The organism is Parafrankia sp. FMc2, from assembly GCF_041008525.1.
GTDB lineage: Bacteria > Actinomycetota > Actinomycetes > Frankiales > Frankiaceae > Parafrankia.
In genome coordinates this window covers 1-1746 of the sequence record NZ_JBFLUG010000365.1, presented here as the reverse complement: position 1 = coordinate 1746, position 1746 = coordinate 1, and the positions used below count along the sequence as shown (strand labels likewise).

The following is a 1746-nucleotide window of genomic DNA, read 5'->3' as shown; positions in this document are numbered from 1 at the left end:
CTGCTTGTCTGCGAACGACACGTGGTCCCACCGGCCCGCCCCCACGAACCGGTCACGGCCAGCCCGACCCAGGCAGACCCGACCAACCCGACCTACCCGTCAAAGCGAGAGCGTGCCGGAGCCTTGCTGATTCACCCAGAGCCGCAGTGTCGCCGGATGCACATCCAGCCGCTTCGCGACCGTCGAGATCGCGCGTGACGCCTCCGCCGGCTGCTCACGACGCATCTGTTGCACGAGACGGACGGAACGTTCACGGAGCTCATCGGGGTACTTCCTGGGAGCGGGCACGACTCGATCCTCTCAAACGGACCGGTCTCCATGGAACCCGGGGCGGTTCAGTTTTCACCAGGTGTGTGTTCCGAACGAAGCGGGCACGGTTCTTGTTCGTCGTCGTGTTCAGCACACGGTCGGCGGTCTGGCCGAGCTGGATGCGCTGATCGGCTCGTCTTCTGCGCCGGTCCGTGTCGCGATCGAACGGGCGGAAGGACTCCTGGTCGAGCATCTTCATAAGTTGGATGTTTCGGTTTTCTGTGTGTCGCCGAAGATTTCGGCGAGGGCACGGGAGCGTTATCGGCTCGCGGCGACCAAGAGCGACAGCTTCGACGCCTTCGTCTTGGCGGACACGCTGCGCCACGAGCACGCCCACTGGCGGCCGTTGCGCGCGCCGTCTCCGCTGACCGCACAGCTGCGGGCGGTCAGCCGCGACCGGGACCGGGACCGGGTGGTGTTGGCGCAGCGGGCGACCGAGTCACGGCTGCGGGCGGTCCTCGAGTCCTACCACCCTGCGCCGCTGCACCTGTTCTCCAGCCTCGACCGTGACATCGCGCTGGCCTTCGTGAAGGAGTACCCGACGCCGGAGCAGGCGGCGCGGGTGGGACCGGCGCGGATGGCGGCGTTCTGTCGCCTGCACGGCTACTCCGGCCGGGCCGACCCCACGGTCCTCGTTGAACGGATGCGACCCCATCTGCTGGCCGCCGCTGCGGGAACAGAAGCAGGAAAGGTGTTGGCCGCGCAGATGTTCGCCAGCGAGCTGGAAATGCTCAACAGTCACCTGCGGACCTACGACAAAACGATCCGCGAGCTGCTGTCGTCCCATCCCGACACGGCGGTGTTCACGAGCTTCCCTGGCCTCGGACCGGTGATCGCGGCGACGCTGATCGGTGAGATGGGCGACGACCGGGCACGGTTTCCCTCGGTAGCTGCTCTGCTTGCAGAGGCTGGTCTGGCGCCGGTCACCCGCGCGTCGGGACGCACTCACCAGGTCCGGTTTCGTTACGCCGCGAACCGGCGCATGCGACATGCGATCGACTGGTGGGCGTTCGTTTCCGCCCGTGAGGACGAATGGGCGGGTGCCGTTTACGAGGCTTCCAGGGAACGAGGTCAGAGTAAATACCGCGCGCTACGCGGTCTCGGAGCACGATGGACACGTGTGCTCTGGCGGGCCTGGATCGATGGCACCCCCTACGACCCGAACCGCCATCACAGGTCTGACATAGCAGCCTAACAACCAGCGATCCGAGCCCTGCAGGTCGCAGATTCTCACCTGCGGGTGGCGTCAGCATGCCCAAAAATGCAGCCGTCGACCATGATTTCTGCTCGGGAGGTTGACAGCGGGAGTCTGCGTCGTCCACGTGATCCGCAACGCGATGCGGTTCGTGTCCTTCACCGACCGGAAAGCCGTCGTCAAGGCGATGAAGGAGATCTACACCGCGCCGACGCTGGAAGCCGCCGAGCTCGGCCTCGCCG

General features: G+C 66.1%; 2 protein-coding genes and 1 pseudogene. 2 read left to right on the top strand and 1 reads right to left on the bottom strand.

Annotated elements, in window-relative coordinates:
• Nucleotides 1-99 precede the first annotated feature (99 nt).
• Nucleotides 100-288: a transposase gene (locus tag AB1460_RS37295; protein WP_368967253.1), complete on the bottom strand. Its 189-nt coding sequence runs from the start codon at nt 286-288 to the stop codon at nt 100-102.
• 61 nt (nt 289-349) lie between these two features.
• Here AB1460_RS37295 and AB1460_RS37290 point away from each other — a divergent pair, with 61 nt between their 5' ends.
• Complete coding sequence (locus tag AB1460_RS37290) at nt 350-1504, top strand: IS110 family transposase (protein ID WP_368967252.1); 1155 nt, start codon at nt 350-352, stop codon at nt 1502-1504.
• Between the two features lie 115 nt (nt 1505-1619).
• Nucleotides 1620-1746, top strand: a pseudogene (locus tag AB1460_RS37285) (transposase); the annotation flags it as partial.